The organism is Candidatus Manganitrophaceae bacterium (assembly GCA_012960925.1).
GTDB lineage: Bacteria > Nitrospirota > Nitrospiria > SBBL01 > JAADHI01 > DUAG01.
Window position 1 is genome coordinate 68158 of the sequence record DUAG01000035.1, and the last position, 17837, is coordinate 85994.

Consider the following 17837-nt stretch of genomic DNA (forward strand, 5'->3'; position numbering starts at 1 on the left):
CTCAGCCCTGAGGTGAAGGCGGGTCGGTTGGTTCCTTACGGAATGACAAGATAATGTCCGGCCCGGATAATGCTGGTTTTTCTCAGCCGGTTGGCTTTGAGCAGTCGGCTCATTCTTATGGCGTATTTTCGTGCGATTGAACTAATCGTCTCACCCCTTCGGATGCGATGTTTATGTCCTCGACGGGTCGTCGTAAAACTTCTATTCGGGACAACAAGGGCCTGCCCCGGTTGAATCACGCTGGTTTTCCTGAGATGGTTGACTTGAAGAAGACGTCGTAGCGAAACGCGATATTTTCTTGCGATGGTGCTGAGCGATTCTCCCCGACGAACATGGTGGATGTCTGTATCGTCAAATCCATTACTGATTGTAAGACGTTGACCCGCCCGGATGAAGCCCCGTCTCGAAAGGGAATTTGCAACAAAAAGTGCCTGCATGCTGACGCCATATTTACGTGCGATAGAAGAGACGGTTTCCCCTCTGCGAACCCGGTGCTTGAAGGTTTTTCCAATGACAACCTTCTTCTCTTTTTCAGGAGAAAAGTTTGCCAAAAAGATCTCTTTCCTCCCCACAGGAAGTTTAAGGCGGTAAATAGAGAGGTTCGGGGGGGTGATTGAACGCTTCAGTTCGGGATTGAATGTTTTGAGCTCCTTAAGGGAGATATTGGACGCCTTTGCAATGGAACTCAGATAAGTCACTTGGCGGATGATCACCTCTTCGTGAGGAACCGGTTCCTCATATTTTACATGAAAGCCATATTTTTCAGGATCTTTAGCGATCAGGATGGCCGCCATGAATTTTGGAACGTAGTTGCGGGTTTCCCTGTGGATCCGCCTTGTTTTTCTGAGCTCCCAGAAATCTTTTGTCCGGGTCTTTCTGAGCGCCCGTCGAATCCGTCCTTCACCCGCATTATAAGAAGCCATTGCCAAGGGCCATGTGTCGAACATGCGATAGAGATCCTTGAGATATTTCGCGGCGGCGTGCGTGGACTTTACGGGATCGCGCCTTTCATCGATCCATCGATTAATTCTCAGGCCATAATTTTTCCCCGTCGCGCTAATAAACTGCCAAGGGCCTGAGGCCCTTGCACGGGAAAAGGCCTTTGGGTTAAAACCACTTTCAATCAAGGCGAGATAAACAAGGTCCTGAGGGAGGTCGTGCTCACGTAAGATCTCACGCATCATGGGAACATAGCGGCCTGAGCGGACGAGCCATTTTTCAAAGTTCTTTCTGAGTCGCGTCTGGAAGAGGAGAATGTATTTATCGACAGCCTTGTTCTGGATAATTGGAATGTCATAGGTAACAACGGGAGTGGGGAGCGGTTCAATTTTTGGTGCTTCTGTTCGGATCTCTTCTCCAGACTCGGAGTGAAATCCATCGGACGGCGGGTGTGAATCTATTTCTTCCAGTTCCTCAAGGGGTGTCTGTTCACTCTTTTTGTCTGCTTCCTCGTTATTTGTGGCCTCGATTTCTTTGAGCAAGGCTTCGATGACAAGATCTGTGAAGGGTTTTAGAAGGATGGGTCCGGGAAGAACCGGCTGGTTATTAGAGGTTTCTTCTGGGGTTTCCCCAATTGTTTTATCCAGAGCCTCAAATGAGGCTGCCGTGAATGGGATGAGAATGGTCGAATCCGGGATGATGGATTCATCAAAGGAATCTTCCGGAAGTCTGGCCGTGGTGCTTCCAAGCGGAGAGACAAAGGCAGACGCTCCAGGGGAGGAGACGAGAGGTAACAAGAGTAAAATGCCGATGATAAAATAATTACGCAAAAAAACCCCCTTAAGAATTGTATTGCTTTGGCAGTCAGAACCCCAGACTAGGATGCTCGGAAGATTTTCCGATTGATGATGTTTCTCTAATAATAACGAATATTCGATCATTGTCAAATAAATTCACCATAAATTACCAATAAAGTCTTAAACATTCATGGACATCCAGATGGATATTGGGCTAGATTGTATCTTTCCAAGATCAACGATTGATCTTGGGGCAAACCGCCAAATCGCCTGAAAGACAAGGACAGAGGCCATTAAGGACGACCGAAGCGGTGAGTAGGCTGTTAGCCGATAACGCAGTATTATCAGACGAATCGGCGGTTCCTAATTCCGCAATCGCGGAATTAGGAACCTTGATCGGCCTTGATCCTTTGATGAACCTTTAGTAAGTTAGGGGAATTCTGATCAGACCAAAAAGGGCTGTAAGCTTCATTTTACGAAAATATCCGGAATTCAGTCTTTATGTTAGGTTGCCACCGAAATTAAGCGAAAAATGATGAAAAGTCGTCTCTTTTTTGTATTTATTATTTTTTCAGGACTGGTTTTTGCTTTTGCCGGAGTTCCTTTCTACAAAGCACCGGAGAAGCTGGATTATCTGGAAAGAGTGGGGCTGATCGAAGCAACGGAGGTCCACTTAAGCGCAAAGATCTCGGAACGGATCAAGGCATTGCCAGTTCAGGAAGGAGACCACGTTGCGGCCAATACGCTTGTCGTACGACTGGATGACGAAGAAATGAAGGCCGAGGTCTTGCAGGCGGAGGCGAATGTTCGACGGGGTGAGGCGGAGTTGTTAAACGTAAAGGCAAAAATTGCGAAAGAGAAGGTCTACCTCAAGGAGGCAAAGCGAAACTTTAAACGGGTTTTCCACCTTCGAGAAGAAGAATTGGTTTCGATTTCCGACCTTGACCATGTGCAAACCTTACTTGATCTTTCCAGGGCAGAGCTCCATGCTGAAAAAACCGCGCTTCATTCAGCAGAGGCAGACCTTGCAGAGCGGCAGGCCCAGCTCCGCCTGGTTCAGGTCAGAGTCAAAGAAGGGATGATCTACACGCCTATTTCCGGTGTTGTAACACTGCGGGCCTTTGAGGTGGGTGAGATGGTCTCACCGGGCGTCACCATTCTGGCCATTATTGATCCCGAATCGATATGGGCGCGTGTCGATCTCGATGAAGGAGAGCTTGGAAAAATTCAACTGGGAAATCGGGCGGAGATTAGGGTCTCGTCCATGAAGGGAAGATCTTTTGAAGGAAGGGTTACCGAGATCGGCGAGGCCGGTGGATTTGCAACCCAGCGTGATACCACACGCGGGAGACAGGATATTAAAACATTTCGCATCAAAGTTCGGATTGCTTCTCCGACAGGTTTGTTGAAAGCAGGCATGACGGCAAAGGTTCGGATATTCTTCAAGGGTGCAATGGATGAGCGTCAGGTGGACAGGCAATAATGGCAAACGCGATTGTCGTTAAGGAATTGGTTAAGCGTTATGGTTCTCTGTACGCCGTCGATCATATTAGTTTCGAGGTGACGGCGGGGGAGTGTTTTGGTTCGCTGGGTCCCAATGGCGCCGGAAAGACAACCTTGATCCGTATGCTAACAGGACTCATTCGGAAAACAGAAGGGGAAGCCTTTGTCGCCGGGCACAATGTTACCATAAATCCGGATCAGGTTCGCCGCGCGATTGGAGTGGTTTCCCAGGCAATGACGACCGATCTTGATCTGAGCGGATGGGAAAACCTCGACATCTACGCGAGATATTATGAAGTTCCCCTGAGGGAGAGGAAGGCCCGAATCGGGATGCTCCTGGACCTAATCGGATTGGCACCCCGGGCCGGAGATCTGGTTGCGACCTACTCAGGCGGGATGCGGCGGCGGCTTGAGATCGCGAGAGGATTGATTCACCATCCCAGAATCCTTTTCCTTGACGAACCGACCATTGGTCTTGATCCTCAGTCACGTCGTGTCGTGTGGGAATTGCTTCAGCAATTTCGCCGGGAAGAGGAATTAACCGTTTTTTTGACGACGCATTATATGGATGAAGCAGATCTTCTTTGCGATCGTATTGCCATTATTGACAACGGGAAGATCATCACAATGAATACCCCCGAAAACCTCAAGAAGGAAATCCCAGGGAATGATATCATTAATGTGACATTCGAGGGGGGAAATACAAATGAACAGATTGAAACGATCATCGGGGAAGTAGAATCCCTCCCTTTTGTTCATCAAGTCATCCGTCATCAAGGCGGAAAAAAAAACGAACCTGAGATTCTAAATATTTATTCCGACAATGGAGCGCAAGCTATTCCGATATTATTGAAAAGCCTGCAGGTGCGTGGAATGAAGGTCCTGGCGATGGGATTAAAACAGCAGACACTGGAGGACGTCTTTATCCACTATACCGGACGATCCATTCGCTCGGAAGGCGGGCAAAAAGTAAATTATCTGATCGGCGCAGGATTACCGAGACGGTGGGGGAATTAAACATGATGCGGGTTTGGGCCTTTGTTGAGCGGGATTTAAGGAAGTTCGTTCGGAACCCCCTGGCCATGTTCTCCACAATCCTGCTCCCGATTGTTTATCTCCTTATTATTGGAAACGCGTTTCAGGGGACACTCAAAAATTTGCCTCTGGCCGTGGTCGATCTGGATCATGGCCCATATTCGAGGCGAATGCTGGACCGTCTTTATTCGATTGAGGCCGGCCCGAAAACCATTCGCGTCATTGCTGAATATGATCCGGCGGTGGCGGAGGCCGATGTTCGATCCGGAAAATTGAAAGGGGCGTTGATTATCCCGCCTCATTTTTCAAGAGACATTTTGCGTGGGACCGGTCCTCAGCTCGGCCTGCTCCTTGACAATACCGATTCGGTGGCTGCAATCGCCCTGAACCAGGCCGTGTCAGGGGCGCTCGCTTTTCTGGAGATTGACTCTGTCCCGATTCGTGCCGACTTAAAGGCGCCACGTGTTCTTCCTGTCGAATTGTACCGGAGAATTGACTATGATGCTTCGATTGTTCCGGGGGCGGTCATCATGTCCATTTTTATGGGGGCGATGATCACAGGGGCCTTCAACCTGGTGATGGACCGCTACCTCGGGGTTCATGAATCCTATCTTTCTACCCCCCTAACAAGAAGAGATATCGTACTTGGAATCATGATCTCCGGCGTTCTCGTCACAACACTTGTGGGACTCTTTGTTCTGGGTGCTGGAATCTGGCTGACCGGGTTGCCGGTAGCGGGCGGCGCGGCTTCTTTTTTTGCTGTCCTTCTGGTGATTGTCCTGACGGCCCTGGGTCTTTTAGGGATGATGTGTATACTCATGTCGCGTGTTGACCACCCCAGGATTGTCGGTCTGTTTGGTGGATTCCTGAATATCATTCTCTTCTTTCCAAGCGGTGCAGTGTATCCGATTGAGAGTTTTCCACCCTGGCTGCGTGCGTTTACACGATACAACCCGGAGACCTATGCCGTTCACGCATTAAAGTCAATTCTTTTCAAAGGGGCACAATGGGATGCCATTCAGGGCGATCTTGCTTTCCTGGGGGGCTTCACTCTGGTGATGTTTCTTTTATCAACCTGGATGTATAGGAGAACACTTTAAGGAAGCTCTAGTTAAGTCTGGATTGGATTGTTCTGGAGATGAAATGTTTCGATTCAAGGCGCGAATCGCAGGGAATAGCCTGTTATTTGGAAGAACCACGCCCCGAAGGCGAGGATTCTTCGACACGAAACGAAAAAGATCTTTAATCTGTATTCGCTCGCTATGCGTGTTCAAGATTTGTAACACAGAAGCGGGGCATTTTAGCCCTGAAAAAATAATTCATGACATAATTAGAGGTTCCTAAAGGATGGAGACAATGACAGGCAAAGAGATACCGTGGTTCATTGTGGTAATTGGAGGTATTTTTGTTTTGCAGTTCGGAGGAGTACCCGCTTTCGCTGCACGAACCGTTACGCTCGAAGAGGCCTATCATTTGGCCTTGGAAAAGAGCGAATTCATCCTGATGTCCGAGGAAGATGTCATGCAGGCTGAAGATGAGAAAAATCGTGCAAGAAGCGCCCTCTTTCCTTCAATAAAGGCAGATCTGAATTATCAACGTCGTGTGGAGTCCAAATCTACAGGAACCTTCCTTTTAAGGTCTGAAGTGAATGAAGATGTTCAGGTTACGGTGACCCAAGAGCTTTATTCCGGCGGTCGCGCAATGGCAATCTTGCGAAAGTCAAACCTTGGAATACGAGGAAAGATATTCAGTCTTCGCCTGACGGGAGAGGATCTTCTCTTTAATATTGCACAGGCTTATTACGAGGCATTAAAAGCGAAGAATAATGTCAGGATCGAAGAAAAAGAAGTAAGGCGATTAGAAGTGCATCGTCGAAGTGCAGCAAAACGCGTTCAGGTTGGGGAAGCGACGAAATTGGTCTTGTTGCAGGCGGAGACGGAGTTATCGGGCGCAAAGGCGAAACGGGTCCGGGTAAAAAATACCTTTTCTGAAGCGAAAGATCAAGTAGCTCTTCTGGCGAGGATCGAGGGGTCTTTTGATCTGGTTGCCCCTGGCGAGATTCCCCTTCCGGATCGATTGGAAGAAGAATGGCTCATGACCGCTGAAGAGAATCGCTATGACCTCAAGCAAAGCACGATCGATATTGATACTGCCCAAGAAGACATTCTTGTGGCCAAAGGAAGTTTTTATCCCTCTCTCTCGCTTGAAGCCTCGTATCAATATAGGGATCAGGATCCACAAGGATCATTCCTGATCCAAGATGATGTATGGGCCGTTGCCAAGCTGTCGATTCCTATTTTTGATGGCATGCTCCGGAATGCGAAACTGGCGCAGGCAAGGTCAAGGTCCCGGCAAAGGAAACTCCGGAAGGAACTTCTGAAGGATGAGATTTCTGTCGAGGTCCGCCGGTCACTGTTGAACCTGATGACCCTGATGGGAGAGGTTGTGCATTTGAAGGAGAGGGTCCGGTTTGCGAGTGAAACTTTCTCTCTTGCATCGCGTCAGTTTGACGTTGGCCTGGGAACCAGCCTTGAGGTTTTGGATGCCAATGCAACGCTCCTCGACGCGGAACGTCAGCTTTCGAATACCCGCTTTGACCGGGAGATTGCGATATTACAATTGAAGAAGAGCGGTGGAGTTTTTTCTCCGGTGGCTAATATCGGAAGCACTGAATAAATCATGAATTGATTTTTCAGGGCAAAAATGTACCGCTTCTGTGTTGCAAATCTTGAACACGCATAGCAAGCGTGCGGAGTTAGCGAGCGAATACAGACTAAAGATCTTTTTCGTTTCGTGTCGAAGAATCCTCGCCTTCGGGGCGTGGTTCTTCCAAATAAAAGGCTATTCCCTGCGATTTGTGTCTTAAATCGAAACATAAGATCTCCTGAAAATTCAACCCAGACTTAATCAGAGCTCCCTATAGTTACTCCTTGAAATTGTTCTTTCTCCTTTGTATTATGATGAAGCGACCGGGGAGAGTGGAGATGCGCTATGCCTGCCACAGGACATCAGAAGAGGGGGAACTTCCCCGAATTCTGTTTTACTCGGTCCTCCTCCACTATGTTGTTTTCTACATTATGTTCGGAAATCCCTTCCTGATTCAGAGACCTTCTGAGGGGACTTCCCCGGGTGCGCGTTTCTTTGATGTTCAGTTGCTTTCTCCGCCTCCGCAAGCGCCGCCCGGCGGACCAAAACCTGTGCCGGTGAATCGGAATATATCGCTTGGCGGAAGTCAGGTAAACTTGACTGAAGCAGAAATATCCCGGCTCTTTGAAGTCCCGGAAGGTTTTCGCGATGGAAAGGCGCTGCCTGTGGCCTCCAAACCTCCTTCCGTGGTCGATCAGTCCCTTGATGATGGGATCAGCGTCGTCGATCGAGTCAACACACCGCCCGAAGCCGAACAGATAAGCGTCCTCAAAAGTACGACAAAAGATCTTCCCGCAAATGTGACCGGACCTGACGATTGCCTTTTGAAAGTTGTCGGCATGGTCTGTCCGAACGGAGATGCGGCCTGCATCGCTGCCTACAAGGAATTCTGCGCCAGCCTGGCAAAGTAAAGAGTTGTTCTCTCACTTACAGGCGATGGCCTGAACTGGTTTTCCGATAAAGATTCCATTGATCCGTTCCATACTTTTCTTTGATGAGCCGTTCCGTGGATTCTGTTTCTTCTGTTGTCAATTGTCCTAAAACAAAATGAATCTGCAAGGCTGTTTCAAATCCTGTTTTCATTGCTCGTTCCAGTGATCCCATCTCAGGGAGGGTTGGCAGTAGCTCCGCCAGAGTGATCTGTTTATCCGAAGCCATCCGTGGCCCTTCTTTCGGAAAAGTTTCCGATCCCGGAATCCACGCCTCAAGAATGAGTGAGCCGTGTTGAAGAAAATGAGCCTTCCAGCGTCGTTGGGCGCTCCCGATCAGTTTCTTCCCTCGGGCAGTAATTTCGTACCCGGAAGTTGCCGCAAAACAAAGAGGGTCTTTCTTCCGTGCGAGACGCCGACCTTGTGATGGCCCATGGATCTTTCCCTCCGTCCCGATCTCTTGTAATCCAGCCAGGAGGCCTTTCGCGATGGAATGAAAAGTTCTTTTGATCCCGCCGGAAAAGAGCGGATCTTTTGTACTTGCAATAACGGAGTAGGTCATTTCACGGTCATGCAGAAGGCCTTGTCCACCCGTCATCCTTCGAACGATGTTCACATTTAAACGATTCAAATAGTCGAGCCAGTGGGTGTCCAGGGTCTGAAAAGAACCAATCGAAAATGTGGGTCTTGACCATTGGTACAGCCGAAGCGTCGGAGGGACTTTTTTTTTAGAAAAGGCGATGGCAATTGCCTCGTCAATTGCCATGTTTCTCGCAGGGGCTAGGGGAGGGTTGATGATAAGACGCCAGGTGATCTTGCGATTGGATGATGTTTCCATAAAGACTCAAGAGAATAATAGCTATTCCAAATGAAACTCACACAGCATGTTTTGTTTAATGAACAAATGTTAAATAGTGAGGCAGGTGCATTATAAGTGAACACGCACAGTGGGCGCAATCTCGTCTCTCTTGGCAAGGCTTTCAATTGACAACATTTCACCCGCCGTGCTAATCTCCGACCCCATGAAACGAAGCCATTATTGCGGTCAACTGACTGCGAAACAAATTGATAAAAAGGTTGTCCTCAACGGCTGGGTCCACCGCCGCCGGGATCATGGAGGCTTGACCTTTATTGATCTTCGTGACCGCGAAGGCTTGGTCCAAGTGGTCTTTAATCCGCAGATCTCAGAGGCGATCCATCAGCAGGCCCATACGCTCCGATCAGAATTTGTGATCGAGATTAAAGGGAAGGTTGCGCTTCGTCCAGAGGGGACAAAGAACAAGGATCTTCCGACCGGGGAGATTGAAATCCTTGCCGATGACCTTGTGATTCTTAACCCGGCACTTACTCCGCCTTTTTCAATAGAAGATGAAGGGGAACCCTCAGAAGCGCTTCGTCTGAAATACCGTTATCTTGATCTGCGCCGTCCATCTGTACAGAAAAATCTGATCCTGCGGCATCGCCTGTCGAAAACGGTGCGTCGTTTTCTAGATGAACGGGACTTTCTGGAGATCGAAACCCCTTTCCTCACAAAGAGTACGCCCGAGGGAGCGAGAGACTATCTTGTTCCGAGCCGTATGAACAGCGGCGAATTTTATGCGCTCCCCCAATCGCCCCAGTTGTTCAAACAGATCCTGATGGTCGCCGGATTTGACCGCTACTACCAGGTTGTCCGCTGTTTCCGGGACGAAGATCTGCGGGCTGACCGGCAGCCGGAATTTACCCAGATTGATATCGAGATGTCCTTCATTGAGCGGGAAGATATTCTTTCAATGATGGAAGATTTCCTCAAGACCATCTTTTCAGAGCTAAAGGAAACTACGATTGAGACCCCCATCCCGAGGCTTACCTATAAAGAAGCAATGGAACGTTTCGGCGTCGATAAACCTGATCTTCGCTTCGGCCTCGAATTAAAAGACCTTTCGGACTTGGTTTTGAAATCCGATTTCAAGGTCTTTCGTCAGGCGGTTGAAAACAAGGGGAGTGTGCGGGGGATCAATGCCAGGGGGCTGGCGAAGCTGTCAAGGAAAGAGATTGAGGTATTGACCCAAAAGGCAATGGAACTGGGCGCAAAAGGGCTTGCCTGGATGAAGGTGACACCAGAAGGGTTGGAGGCCCCGATTGCCAAGTTTCTCAAGCCGGAACTGTTAAAGGAGATCGGTGAGCGGCTCGAAGGGGTACCTGGCGATCTGCTCCTCTTTTGCGCCGACAATGATGAAGTGGTTTATCAGGTTCTTGGAGGTCTTCGTCTGGTCCTGGGCAAACAGCTCAAACTGATCGATCCAACGGCGTTTAAGCCGCTTTGGGTCACCGATTTTCCGCTCCTTGAATACAATGAGGACGAAAAGAGATACGTCGCCCGGCACCATCCTTTTACAGCCCCAATGGATGAAGACCTTGAACTTCTTTCCACAGACCCGCCGAAAGTACGGGCGAAGGCCTATGATCTAGTCTTGAACGGTGTTGAGATCGGCGGTGGGAGTATTCGTATTCACAAAAGAGAGGTTCAAATGAAGATGTTCGACCTCCTCGGGATAAAAAAAGAAGAGGCCGAATTGAAATTTGGATTTTTGCTGGAGGCCTTTCAATATGGCGCACCGCCGCATGGCGGGATCGCCTTCGGTTTCGACCGAATCGCTGCAATCCTGGCCGGTGTTGATTCCATCCGGGAGGTCATCGCCTTCCCAAAGACCCAAAAAGGAATCTGCATGATGACCAACGCCCCCTCATCTGTCACCTCTCGGCAACTCAAAGAACTCCACATCCGAAAAGAATCTATTCTCTAAGATTTTCTCCCTAGGGAAAAACGATTTAATCAACGTAAGTATTTAGCATGCCTATATTTTGGCTTCGTGAGACCCATCCATCAGGGCAAGGCGCGAGGAGCGCAGAACCGCAACGTATGTGTCTATACGTGAGGATTCGAGCACCACAGCACCATAGCCATGGAAGAAAAGGTGGGTATACTGGATACTTACTAATCAACAAAGGTAATGACGGAGTGCAGTCCTGATGTTCCGGAGGGGAAGGCGCGGGCGATGAAATCGCTCTGAACGCGTCCAAGGTGATCGACGGCACGTGAGGTGATTTGATATGAGCCGGGTTTTGGGCTTTTCCAGTTGTATTCCCAGAAGACCCAGGAATAGGGAGAAGGGGTGTGTTGCAGGTCTGTCGGCACCCAGGTTTTCCCGCCATCGAAGGTCAACTCGACTGTGCGAATCCCGTTGTATCCGGAACAGGCGAGTCCCCGAAGGGTATAATCCCCGGTCACGGTATTGTAATCCCCCGGATCGTCTATTCTTGAAGTGACCTTTACCGTTCCATCATCGCTCCAGCTCTTCTTTTGCCAATATCCCTTGTAATCATAATTAAGCAGTTCAATCCTCTCAAGCCATTTGACATTTTTAATGCCGTAGATTCCGGGGACGACGGCGCGAAGCGGAAAACCATGTTTCATGGGCAGTTGCTTTCCATTCATGGCATAGGCGAGGAAGACATCGTAGTTCAGCGCCCGATCAAGGGTGATGCTGTCCGAATAGTCGTCGGCGCCGAACATGGCCACATCCACGACCGACGAAAAGGGCATTGCCTCTTCGATCAGCGATTTCAGGGTGACTCCGGTCCAGACGGCGTTGCTGATCTGATCTCCGGCAGGCACATTATCAATGCACTGTAGGGTGACCATCTTTTCCATCGCCGGGCGCTTGAGGATATCGTTGTAGGTCAATCTCAGCGGTTTTCGAACTTTGCCCTTAATCTGCAAGGTCCAAGTGTCGACATTCACTTTCTCAAAACCGGAATATTGAACGAGGTAGAAGTCCTCATTAGAGGTGATAAAGGAGGTCTTTTTCGGAGGACGCGCAAGAAAACGCTTCATGAAAAAATTGGCAGCCTCGGCTCTCCCAGGCAAGAGTGCCGCCGCAATCCCCGCGCCGGAGTATCGAAGGAAGCGCCTCCGATCCAGGGCATCTGGAACAATAATGCCTGATTTTGTCTTCATATATGACGTATTATAACGACCTAATAAAAGCTTTGCAAGCCGATCTTGTGAAGACCTGGAATTGACAGTCAAAATCCCCTATGCTACCCTCAGCAAAATTTGACTCGGGAGGACAGTATGGTCGATTCAGAATTGACCCATTTTAATAGAGAAGGACGTGCCAGAATGGTCGATGTCTCGGGAAAACCGGAGACACATCGCACGGCGGTCGCAACCGGTATGGTCTTCATGAAGCCGGAGACCCTGGCGAGGATCGAAGAAGGAAAGATTGCGAAAGGGGATGTTCTTGCCGTGGCCCAGGTGGCAGGTGTGATGGGAGCCAAGAAGACCCCTGATTTGATCCCCATGTGCCATCCTTTGCTCATCACCAGTGTCGATATCAGTTTTAAAATTCACCCCAAACAGGAAGAGCATTCCGCAGCGATTGAAATCAATGCGACAGCGAAGACTTCGGGTCAGACTGGCGTCGAGATGGAGGCGATGACGGCGGTTTCCATAACGGCCCTGACCATCTATGATATGTGTAAGGCCATTGACAAGGGAATCAGTTTCGGTCGGATCGGCCTTATTTCGAAGAGTGGGGGAAAGTCGGGGTTATATACCCGTTCGGAACTTCTTCTATGATTAGCCACGGCAGGGGTTGATTAAGCCTATGACAACAAGATGTGTGTTGCTTCGTCACGGAGAGACCGATTATCCCCGCGACCGGTATTATTGTGACTCAAAGGAAGATCCGCCTCTGAACAAAATCGGCCAAAAGCAGGCAGAAAATTGGGTTGAATTCCTGCAAGGCATTCCGTTTGTTGCAATATATATGAGCCCTTCCCGGAGAACACGTGAGACGGCCCAGACGGCGACGGAGGGAGGCTCCCTGAACCTCATGACCATGAAGGATTTACAAGAGAGAGATTTCGGGGGATGGGAAGGGCTCACTTTAAAAAAGATTCGGGAAGATAAGCCTGATGAGTGGCAGGCCTTAAGAGATGATCCCCTGAACTTCCATCCTCCGGGAGCGGAGTCCCTGAGCGATTTTTCTGCCAGGGTCAATGACACCATGCAATTGCTCCTATTTCGCCACCCGGGTCAGACCATTCTGATTGTCACGCATGTCGGCCCGATCCGAATGATTGTCAGCGCCGCGCTGGGCCTTCCTCTGGAAAATTATAAACGCTTGGTGGTCGGATATTGTTCAATCACAGAAATTGACTATACTGCAAGTTGGCCCAATCTGATCTCCTTTTCCAAAAAACCGGATGGCTCATAAGAAAATGGCAAAACAAAAAGGGAAAAAAGAATCTAACACGCTCGACCCGATGCGGGTCATGAGTATCAGTTCTGCCTATTGGCAGTCCAGAATCCTGCATACGGCACAGCGTATGGATGTCTTCACGCGGCTCAAGGGGAGGGCGGCCACGGCCGCGGAACTGGCGGCCGAGTGCAAGGCCGATGCGCGGGGAATGGAAATCCTACTGGTGGCCGTGGTTTCTCTCGGCCTGTTAAGCCGGAGGGCTGGAAAATATCGAAATACGGCACTTTCCCGAACTTTCCTGGTACAGGGAAGCCCTAAATACCAAGGCGGAATTATATCGATGTTTGACGGCTGGTACGATGCCTGGGGAGATCTGGAAAAAGCAGTGAAGACGGGCCGGCCTGTTGTCGATAAACCCCACGATCAGGGACCGGCGGCGCTTCGACAATATATCTATGGAATGCATTACCGCGCCCTAGCCCAGGGGGCACTCCTCGCCGAAAAGATTGACCTTTCCAAGAGAAGAAGTCTCCTGGATGTGGCCGGAGGCCCCGGTACATTTTGCATCAAGTTCTGCCAGAAATTCAAGAACCTCACTGCCACTGTTTTTGATCTGCCCCAAACCCTGAAGATTACCCGTGAGATTCTTTCTACATTTAAAATGGAGCACCGCATCACCCGCAGGCCGGGCGATTACCTGAAAGATTTATTCGGAGAAGGCTATGACAGTGTCCTTCTCTCATCGATGTTCAATCAGGAATCCCCGGAAGTGATCCGGAAAATTCTCCTTAAATCCTATACCGCGATTGACCGGAAAGGGCTCATCCTGGTTCAGGACCAGATGCTCAACAAAGAAAAGACCGGTCCGCTCCTTGCTGCTGTGATCGGTGTGAATCAACTGATCCATACCCCGGGCGGCGCGGCGCATTCCGAAAAAGAAGTTGCAGAATGGATGAGGGAGGTTGGTTTTCGAAAGATCAAACCGATACACCTTCCTCCGCCGAGTCCTTTCACGGTACTCCTCGGCGAAAAACCGTAAGGCTCCAGCATGCCTCCCTTTTCCTCCATGGCTGCGTTGCTGAGGTGCTCGATTCTCGCGTAGAGAAACTACGCTGTGGTTCTCCGCTCCTCAGGCCTTGCCCTGAAGAAAAATGCAGGCATACTGGAGCCTTACGAAAAACTTTAATTGGAGATTATAATAATGAGTCGCTTAGGAATTACCCTTCTTAGTACCGTTCTCTTAATTGGTTTCTCTGGAAATGGCCCCGCCCTTGCTTTGGCAGAAGAATCGCCAACGACCCCCGCTAAAAAACTAAGCGGTGCAGAAATTATACGGCAATCAAAAGATCTCATATACAGGGTGGATGATCAGAAAAATACTGTCATTTTGAACCTGATAGAACGGGATGGTGCAAAGAAGAAGATCGTTGCAACCCGTTATTGGAAAAATTACAGAAGTGAGGGAGGATTTGACAGCAAGATGCTCCTTCTCACTGATTTTCCACCGGATTCTCGCGGTGTCGCCTTCCTGATATGGGATTATTCCGAGAAGGACAAAACGGATGATCTCTGGCTCTATCTTCCCGCCCTTCGGATGGTTCGGAGGATCTCGGTTCAGGATCAGAATGATGCCTTCCTGGGATCAGACCTGACTTTTGGCGACATGGGGCAACGTCGGATTGATGAGGATGACCATCTTTTTTTGAAAGAGGAGACCTATCGCGGCGTACGGACCTATGTCGTGGAGAGTGTTCCAAAAGAGAAGGTCAGTATCTACAGTAAAAAAATCTCATGGATTTCCAAAGAAGACGGAACCATCCTGAAGATCGATTATTATGACCGCAACCGGAAGCTTCTCAAGAGGCAGACAATTGACTGGCAGATACTCAACAACCTGCATGTCTGGAAAAAGACCCATGTGACCAACGTTCAGAACGGTCATCGCACCATATTTGAGGTGAGCGATCTGGAACTTAATATCGGTCTGAAAGACAGTGATTTTTCTGAACGAAGACTTAAAACCGGTGTTCGGAGGTAGTGCGCTCCCAAAGATGCATCGATTCATATCATCCTCAGGAGGGCCGTCAGGCCCTCCTTTTTGCATCGTCCCTCTAATTCCCCCTCCTCTGCCCTTTTCTGTTGCTATTTTCTTGATTTTTTAATTATTTTCAGTAGACTGTCACAATGCCTTTTAACCTGAGTGACGCATGAAATCCTTTATTGAGAAAACGGTTCGCCATCCCTATATCGTGATGTCGTTGATACTCGCCATCACGTTTTTCTTCCTTTTTCAGATTAAAAATATCCAGATGATGTTTGATCCAAACGCCATCCTTCCCCAGGACCACCCCTATGTTCAGCTCAATAACAAGATTGAGGCGTCCTTTGGCGGCAGCCGCATCGTGGTCATCGGAATTCATAACAAGAAGGGGGATATCTTCAATTCGTCGACCCTGTCGAAGATACGAGACATCACGGAGGCCGTCAAAAGAATTCCCGGCATCAAGGAAGAGAATGTTGTCAGCATCGCCGACCGAAAGGTCAAATATGTCGTCGGGACGAAAGATCAGATCGAGATTACCCAACTGATGCACGAGGGTGTTCCGGCCACCTCCGAGGGCCTGGCGAAACTTAAAGAGCGGGTCTATTCAAATCCGCTCTTCCTGAACAGCCTGGTTTCAAAAGATGGTAGCGCTGCGGCCGTCATCGTCGACTTTACGCAAAAAATTCCAGAAGATGAATATCCGGACGAAGAAACGGGTGTTGCGGCAGAAACCACCCGGGCATCCGCGGGAGGGGAAGCGCCGGCGGTGAAGGCGGAAGAGGGATGGGGGAACTGGCAAAGCGGCGATCCAGACTCACACTGCGGCGCCTGGATGAAAAACACACCGGGGGCCTGGCTTGCCGACTCCCTGATTCATTGTCAACTCCAGGATATCATCGCATTGCATGCGGATGACGAACATATGATCACGCTCGGCGGAATGCCGATTGTCCTGTCCTATTTTGAGGCCGATTCCTGGCGGATGCTGGTCTTTCTCTTTCCGCTCTCGGTTTTGATTATCGGCATCCTTCACTATATCGCCTTCAAGACCTGGCAGGGAATGCTGGTCCCCCTCCTGACATCTTTACTGGCCGTGGCCTGGGCGATGGGGCTGATGGGGCTGACCGGTACGCCGCTCGATCCCTGGAACGCAATGACGCCCATCCTCATTATGGCCATTGCCGCCGGACATTCCGTACAGATCCTGAAAAGATACTATGAAGAGTACGAGCGTCTGGGTGATGTCAAACAGGCCGTCATTGATTCTATGACCTATATCGGCCCGTCCCTGTTTACGGCAGCCCTGACCACGACCGCGGCGTTTGCTTCCCTGATCACCTTCAAGCTAAAAACATTTCAGGCATTTGGTCTCTTCACGGCCTTTGGCGTTCTCAGTGCCCTGGTCATAGAACTCACCTTCATCCCGGCCATTCGCTCTCTCCTCCGTCCTTCCCTCAAGGAAAAGAAACTCAGTACTGCACGATCAGACCCCGCTGCCCGTCGACCGGATCTGCTCGACCGTTTCCTGGCGAGTATCGCGACGCAGGTTGCCGGACCGGGACGGTGGAAGATCCTGATCGGAGCGGTTCTTTTCTTTGCCATCTCAATTGTCGGCACGCTTAAGGTCCAGGTGAGCAACAGCAATCGTTCGCAATTTTTTGAATCGACACAGCTTCGGAAGGATGAACGCGCGATCAACGAAAAGTTTGCAGGCACCTCTACCTTCTATGTTCTTCTGGAGGCAGAGAAAGAAGGGGCGCTCAAAACCCCGGAGGTGGCCATGGCCATTGATCGGCTCCAGCGCCAGATGGAGGAGATGGAAGAGGTTGGCAAGACAGAATCCTATGTCGATTATGTTAAACAGATGAATGAGACCATGAACCTAGGTGACCCGGCCTATCATCGTGTTCCGGATTCCCAGGGGGAGATCGCCCAGCTTCTCTTCCTCTATTCCGTTTCCGGGAATCCGGCTGATTTTTCGCGTCTGATGCGGCCGCAGCAGGACGAAGCGGTGATCTGGGTCTTTTTGAAAAGTGACGATACCCGCTTGGCGGAAAAAATGATCGGCATGATAGACCGCTTTCAAGAGACCGATTTTAAAGGGCTTGATGTGAAAATGGGTGTTGCCGGAAGCTCTCCGGTCGTCGTCGCGCTCAACCAGGAAATCATCCGTGGAAAGGCGAAAAATATCATCCAGATCGCAGTGATCACCTTCCTGATTATCGCCTTCGTCCGGCGTTCCTTCCTGGGCGGGATTTTTGTCTTGATCCCCCTTTCGCTCTCCGTTCTGATTAATTTTGCCGTCATGGGCTTCGCCGGAGTGGCGCTTGGCATCGGGACGGCAGCCATCACCGCCATGGCGGTCGGCATTGGGGCGGATTACGAGATTTATCTGATCTTCAGATTTCGGGAAGAGTATTTAAAACGGGGGAATATAGAAGAAGCGGTCCGCATCACCCTCCAAACCTCTGGAAAGGCGATTATCTTTGTCGCGCTGGCGGTTTCATCCGGGTATGCTTTACTCGCCTTCAGTGGGTTTTATCTCCACATGGAAGGGATACTTGTTCCCCTGGCAATGTTGACAAGCTGTCTGGGTGCCCTGATCATCCTTCCAGCGCTGGTCGTTGTCTTCAAACCGAACTTTGTTTTTGGAAAAAAAACTTTTGAAGCAAAGCCTGAGAATGCCATCGCCTGA

The 17837-nt window shown here is 49.8% G+C and carries 14 protein-coding genes; 11 read left to right on the forward strand and 3 right to left on the reverse strand.

Annotated elements, in window-relative coordinates; genetic code table 11:
• Positions 1-35: 35 nt before the first annotated feature.
• Positions 36-1880, reverse strand: coding sequence for a LysM peptidoglycan-binding domain-containing protein (locus EYQ01_04835; GenBank protein HIE65128.1), 1845 nt, complete (start codon positions 1878-1880; stop codon positions 36-38).
• 388 nt (positions 1881-2268) lie between these two features.
• On the opposite strand from EYQ01_04835, the gene EYQ01_04840 reads away from it, so the two are divergent.
• The 5 genes from EYQ01_04840 (at position 2269) to EYQ01_04860 (ending at position 7831) form a co-directional block, all read left to right on the forward strand.
• Positions 2269-3219 (forward strand): efflux RND transporter periplasmic adaptor subunit, encoded by a 951-nt coding sequence (locus EYQ01_04840; protein ID HIE65129.1) that lies wholly within the window; start codon positions 2269-2271, stop codon positions 3217-3219.
• Positions 3219-4256, forward strand: a complete 1038-nt coding sequence (locus EYQ01_04845; GenBank protein ID HIE65130.1) for an ATP-binding cassette domain-containing protein — start codon at positions 3219-3221, stop codon at positions 4254-4256. The genes EYQ01_04840 and EYQ01_04845 overlap by 1 nt, the downstream gene beginning before the upstream one ends.
• Before the next feature lie 2 nt (positions 4257-4258).
• The gene (locus tag EYQ01_04850) at positions 4259-5374 is read left to right on the forward strand and encodes an ABC transporter permease (protein HIE65131.1); all 1116 of its coding nucleotides are present in this window, start codon (positions 4259-4261) and stop codon (positions 5372-5374) included.
• A gap of 247 nt (positions 5375-5621) precedes the next feature.
• Entirely contained in the window at positions 5622-6950 is a 1329-nt protein-coding gene (locus EYQ01_04855) for a TolC family protein (GenBank protein ID HIE65132.1), read from the forward strand.
• A gap of 281 nt (positions 6951-7231) precedes the next feature.
• Entirely contained in the window at positions 7232-7831 is a 600-nt protein-coding gene (locus EYQ01_04860; protein ID HIE65133.1) for a hypothetical protein, read from the forward strand.
• A gap of 16 nt (positions 7832-7847) precedes the next feature.
• Here EYQ01_04860 and EYQ01_04865 read toward each other — a convergent pair whose 3' ends face one another.
• Positions 7848-8687, reverse strand: a complete 840-nt coding sequence (locus EYQ01_04865; GenBank protein ID HIE65134.1) for a lipoate--protein ligase family protein — start codon at positions 8685-8687, stop codon at positions 7848-7850.
• A 184-nt stretch (positions 8688-8871) separates the two neighbouring features.
• On the opposite strand from EYQ01_04865, the gene aspS reads away from it, so the two are divergent.
• Positions 8872-10635: an aspartate--tRNA ligase gene (gene aspS, locus EYQ01_04870; GenBank protein ID HIE65135.1), complete on the forward strand. Its 1764-nt coding sequence runs from the start codon at positions 8872-8874 to the stop codon at positions 10633-10635.
• A 191-nt stretch (positions 10636-10826) separates the two neighbouring features.
• Here aspS and EYQ01_04875 read toward each other — a convergent pair whose 3' ends face one another.
• On the reverse strand, positions 10827-11849 hold the full coding sequence (locus tag EYQ01_04875; protein ID HIE65136.1) for an oxidoreductase: 1023 nt from the start codon (positions 11847-11849) through the stop codon (positions 10827-10829).
• Positions 11850-11966: 117 nt separating this feature from the next.
• Here EYQ01_04875 and moaC point away from each other — a divergent pair, with 117 nt between their 5' ends.
• From moaC to EYQ01_04900, 5 genes are all read left to right on the forward strand, one after another.
• Positions 11967-12473 carry a cyclic pyranopterin monophosphate synthase MoaC gene (gene moaC / locus EYQ01_04880; GenBank protein HIE65137.1) on the forward strand — a complete coding sequence of 169 codons (507 nt, stop codon included), beginning with the start codon at positions 11967-11969 and terminating at the stop codon, positions 12471-12473.
• Between the two features lie 28 nt (positions 12474-12501).
• Positions 12502-13113 carry a histidine phosphatase family protein gene (locus tag EYQ01_04885; GenBank protein HIE65138.1) on the forward strand — a complete coding sequence of 204 codons (612 nt, stop codon included), beginning with the start codon at positions 12502-12504 and terminating at the stop codon, positions 13111-13113.
• The gene (locus EYQ01_04890; GenBank protein ID HIE65139.1) at positions 13103-14137 is read left to right on the forward strand and encodes a hypothetical protein; all 1035 of its coding nucleotides are present in this window, start codon (positions 13103-13105) and stop codon (positions 14135-14137) included. Before EYQ01_04885 ends, EYQ01_04890 begins: the two co-directional genes overlap by 11 nt.
• A gap of 162 nt (positions 14138-14299) precedes the next feature.
• The gene (locus tag EYQ01_04895) at positions 14300-15136 is read left to right on the forward strand and encodes an outer membrane lipoprotein-sorting protein (protein ID HIE65140.1); all 837 of its coding nucleotides are present in this window, start codon (positions 14300-14302) and stop codon (positions 15134-15136) included.
• A gap of 169 nt (positions 15137-15305) precedes the next feature.
• Entirely contained in the window at positions 15306-17837 is a 2532-nt protein-coding gene (locus EYQ01_04900; protein ID HIE65141.1) for a hypothetical protein, read from the forward strand.

Excerpts from the sequence above, each read along its gene's own strand:
- EYQ01_04835 (HIE65128.1), bottom strand. The coding sequence starts at position 1,880 with ATGATCGAATATTCGTTATTATTAGAGAAACATCATCAATCGGAAAAT.
- EYQ01_04840 (HIE65129.1), top strand. The coding sequence starts at position 2,269 with ATGATGAAAAGTCGTCTCTTTTTTGTATTTATTATTTTTTCAGGACTG.
- EYQ01_04845 (HIE65130.1), top strand. The coding sequence starts at position 3,219 with ATGGCAAACGCGATTGTCGTTAAGGAATTGGTTAAGCGTTATGGTTCT.
- EYQ01_04850 (HIE65131.1), top strand. The coding sequence starts at position 4,259 with ATGATGCGGGTTTGGGCCTTTGTTGAGCGGGATTTAAGGAAGTTCGTT.
- EYQ01_04855 (HIE65132.1), top strand. The coding sequence starts at position 5,622 with ATGGAGACAATGACAGGCAAAGAGATACCGTGGTTCATTGTGGTAATT.
- EYQ01_04860 (HIE65133.1), top strand. The coding sequence starts at position 7,232 with ATGATGAAGCGACCGGGGAGAGTGGAGATGCGCTATGCCTGCCACAGG.
- EYQ01_04865 (HIE65134.1), bottom strand. The coding sequence starts at position 8,687 with ATGGAAACATCATCCAATCGCAAGATCACCTGGCGTCTTATCATCAAC.
- aspS (HIE65135.1), top strand. The coding sequence starts at position 8,872 with ATGAAACGAAGCCATTATTGCGGTCAACTGACTGCGAAACAAATTGAT.
- EYQ01_04875 (HIE65136.1), bottom strand. The coding sequence starts at position 11,849 with ATGAAGACAAAATCAGGCATTATTGTTCCAGATGCCCTGGATCGGAGG.
- moaC (HIE65137.1), top strand. The coding sequence starts at position 11,967 with ATGGTCGATTCAGAATTGACCCATTTTAATAGAGAAGGACGTGCCAGA.
- EYQ01_04885 (HIE65138.1), top strand. The coding sequence starts at position 12,502 with ATGACAACAAGATGTGTGTTGCTTCGTCACGGAGAGACCGATTATCCC.
- EYQ01_04890 (HIE65139.1), top strand. The coding sequence starts at position 13,103 with ATGGCTCATAAGAAAATGGCAAAACAAAAAGGGAAAAAAGAATCTAAC.
- EYQ01_04895 (HIE65140.1), top strand. The coding sequence starts at position 14,300 with ATGAGTCGCTTAGGAATTACCCTTCTTAGTACCGTTCTCTTAATTGGT.
- EYQ01_04900 (HIE65141.1), top strand. The coding sequence starts at position 15,306 with ATGAAATCCTTTATTGAGAAAACGGTTCGCCATCCCTATATCGTGATG.